Origin of the sequence: uncultured Fretibacterium sp. (assembly GCF_938030725.1) — a bacterium.
Lineage (GTDB): Bacteria > Synergistota > Synergistia > Synergistales > Aminobacteriaceae > Fretibacterium.
Map to the genome: position 1 here is coordinate 1 of NZ_CALHIQ010000110.1, position 3138 is coordinate 3138.

The 3138-nt window shown below is 52.7% G+C and carries 2 protein-coding genes; one reads left to right on the forward strand and one right to left on the reverse strand.

The annotated features are described in order from the left end of the window. The coding region (locus Q0629_RS06605; protein WP_298780469.1) for an aminomethyl-transferring glycine dehydrogenase at positions 1-1214 on the reverse strand (1214 nt) is incomplete at its 3' end. A gap of 841 nt (positions 1215-2055) precedes the next feature. Between Q0629_RS06605 and Q0629_RS06610 the strand changes: the two genes are divergently transcribed. After that, the coding region (locus tag Q0629_RS06610; RefSeq protein ID WP_298780471.1) for an alcohol dehydrogenase catalytic domain-containing protein at positions 2056-3138 on the forward strand (1083 nt) is incomplete at its 3' end.

Genomic DNA, 3138 nt, shown 5'->3' on the forward strand with positions numbered 1-3138 from the left:
TGAAAGTTGGCACCGCCGAACAGGTTGACCTTAAGGCCCTGAACTTCGCTCAACTCCAGGATGGCGTATTTCGTCTTTTGAACGATGGACTCTCCAAGCTCATACATACCCTTCGGCCCCATGCTGGCCAGATAAACGGCAGCAGTGATCGCCCAAAGTCCCGTTTCAGTTCCAAAGTACTCGTTGGCGTTCTCGCGACTGCCGTGCGAGCAGCGATAGTTCATCGCACGTCCCCAGCCGAAGCGCCCCTCCTGCTTTGTCTTTGCAATGCCGTACATGTACGTCGGAAACTGTTCGAGATATTCCTGTTTCTGCTGACAAGCGATAAAACCCGCCTGTCCACCTCCAAACTGCACGTGCATCCCTAACGGTTGAATATCCCCACAAACCAGGTCTGCTCCCAGATTTAAGGGACTCTCTACAATGCCGAGCGAAGCAGTCTCCGGCTGAGCGATGCACAAGGCATCGTATTGATGAGCTCTGTTAGCAATATCTTCCGCCTGCGTTTCAAAAAAACCCAGATAAGAAGGGTTTTCATAGAAGACGGCCGCCGTTTTGTTCTCCTTCAGCTTCGCGGCAAGGTCCACCAAATCCATCAGTCCAGACTTTTTATCACACTCCACTTTAATTATTTTAATCGAACTTCCAACGTACTGCGTCACCTGAGAAACGATCTCAGGATTCATCGTAGAAGGGATCAAAAGCGTATCCTTGGAGCGCCCTTCGGCTGCCTTGATGCGGAGCGCCATGCGCAGCGATGAAGCGACGGATTGCGATGCGTCATAAGTGGTATAGCTAACCACTTCCGCATCGAGCAGTTCTCCCATCATGCTGCAATATTCAAAGATCGCTTGCATTTTCCCGTGATCCGAATACGTGTCGCCGCAATAGGCCGTTAAGAACTCGCCCCTTGAGTTGATCTCGTCGCAAAGAGCGGGGACCTGGTGCCTATAGCATCCAGCGCCAAGAAAACTGATGTACTCGTCCGTCGTAACGTTTTTGTTCAGGATGCCCATGACGTGCCTTTTCAACTCGTACTCGCTTCCGATCGGCTCGGGCAGGTCCAGGCGCTCCTTGTACAGAAGATCGTCAGGGATCAAACTCTTGTAAATGGCCTCCACACTCTCGACGCCAATCTCGTCCAGCATGGCTTTCTTAATCGCAGGGACGCTATTGGGCATGTAGGGATGCACAAACCCCGGGTCCTTTTTCACGTTATCCTCTCCTTTTCAAGAAGCCCATCGCTCTCTCTGTTACAGTGCTATGCTGCTTGGATCCCCTATTGATTGACGATTCTATGGCTTCCCTTAGGGGTAATGTCAAACCGCCCCATCGATATCGAACTCTGGCTGTAATAGACCGCCATGCCAAAACTCCGCCATACCGTTTCCCCACGCTCAGATCACAAGAGTCATGGAACCTTCGCCAACTGAGTTGCCGCTTACTGGGGACTCCTCTTCCCGTCAAGCGGCAGCTTTACGAACTCGCCTCCCTTCCACGGCAACGTCCTCCGCTCTCGTTCCACGCCAGACAGTACCCAAGAAAGGATATCTTTGGGGGCATCCCTGCTGAGCAATCCCACGAGCGAAGATGGATTCTTGACCTTACCGTTGCAGGAAGGTATATCATGGGCTCGCCTTGAAAAATCTCTTTAGTTATTTACATGACTGAGTGCCCCCAGAAAGGGGGCCACGTTGAGCACAGGCACAGATTTCAGCGGAAGCCAATGGTTTTGGAAGAGGAGGTGTTTGTGCAAAGAAGAGAGCGCGGACGCACGGCGGATGTCGGAGGGAGCCATTGTCTTTGATGAGGGTTGCTCCGGTGGAGGCCTCAGCTATTCACGGCACGGACGATGACAACCCTACTATCGGATGAGCGCAAATGGCTGCAGACGCTCAAGATGACATTTTGAGGATTTTGGCAGCCATGCCCAGAGCAACTTGCCTGAATAAGTTTGAAAATTCAGCGGAATATTCCCCAAGGACATCGCTGCAGGGGTCCCCTAACGAAGACAAACGGTTGCACGCGGCCTTGTCGGGAAGTTGCTCACATGGTATGAACCGCTTCTTTTACAAATTGTCCTCGCCTCTCCTCCGGTTTTCTAAGGTGCTTGTTGCGGGAATCATTCTATTTGGGAAAGGAGCATATGAGATGTTAGCCGTCGTAAAGGAACACAGTGGACCTGGTTTTGCCATCAAAGACGTTCCCGAGCCAAAATGTCGCGAGGACGACGTCATCGTCAAGGTGAAGTCGGTTGGATTCTGCGGAACGGATGGACCGATTTTGGCCGGCACACGAGAGGTTCCATGGCCTCTAATTCCCGGGCACGAGTTTGCGGGGGATATCGTTGAAACAGGAGCTAAGGTTGAGGGATGGAAAGTGGGCGATCGAGTTAGCGCCTGTATCGTGATCGGCTGCGGCAATTGTAAATTCTGTATCGAAGGGAACGAACCGCTTTGCGATCGCCTGATCGAGACGGGGATTCACGTAAACGGCGCTTTTGCGGAGTACGTTCGCGTTCCCGCCAAGGTTCTGGTGAAACTGCGCGACACCACAAGCTATGACTTTGGCGCGGCGGTTGACCCTGTAGCCTCCGCTTACCGCACCGTCAAAAAAATGCCCCTCACCTCAAAGGATACGGTGATGGTCCTCGGCCCTGGGCCTATTGGATTGTATGCGACCCAGTTGTTGAAGCTGCGTGGCGCCCGCAAGATCATCGTGCTCGGAGCAGCATGCGACAAAGATCGCCTTCAAATGGCGCTAAAGCTCGGCGCAACGGATATCATCAACAACTCGGAAGAGAATCCTATCGAAAGGGTGAAGGAGATCACAGGCGGCGAGATGTTGGATTTCGTTCACGATTGTGCAGGAGCGGCAGCGCTTGTCGAAACGGCCATGAACTCCATAAAAAAGAGCGGGTCCTACTACATCACCGGCCTGTTCCACTCGGACCCGCCGGTTAATTTGGGCAAGGTCGTGCGCAGCGAGATCGATATTCGTGGAACGATCTGCTATACGCGGGAAGAATTCCGCGAGTGTCTGGATCTAATTCAGGACGGACGGGTTGAAGTCACGCCGATGATCACGCATCACTATGCCCTGAAGGATATGGAAAAGGCGTTTGAAACGTTCCAGAAG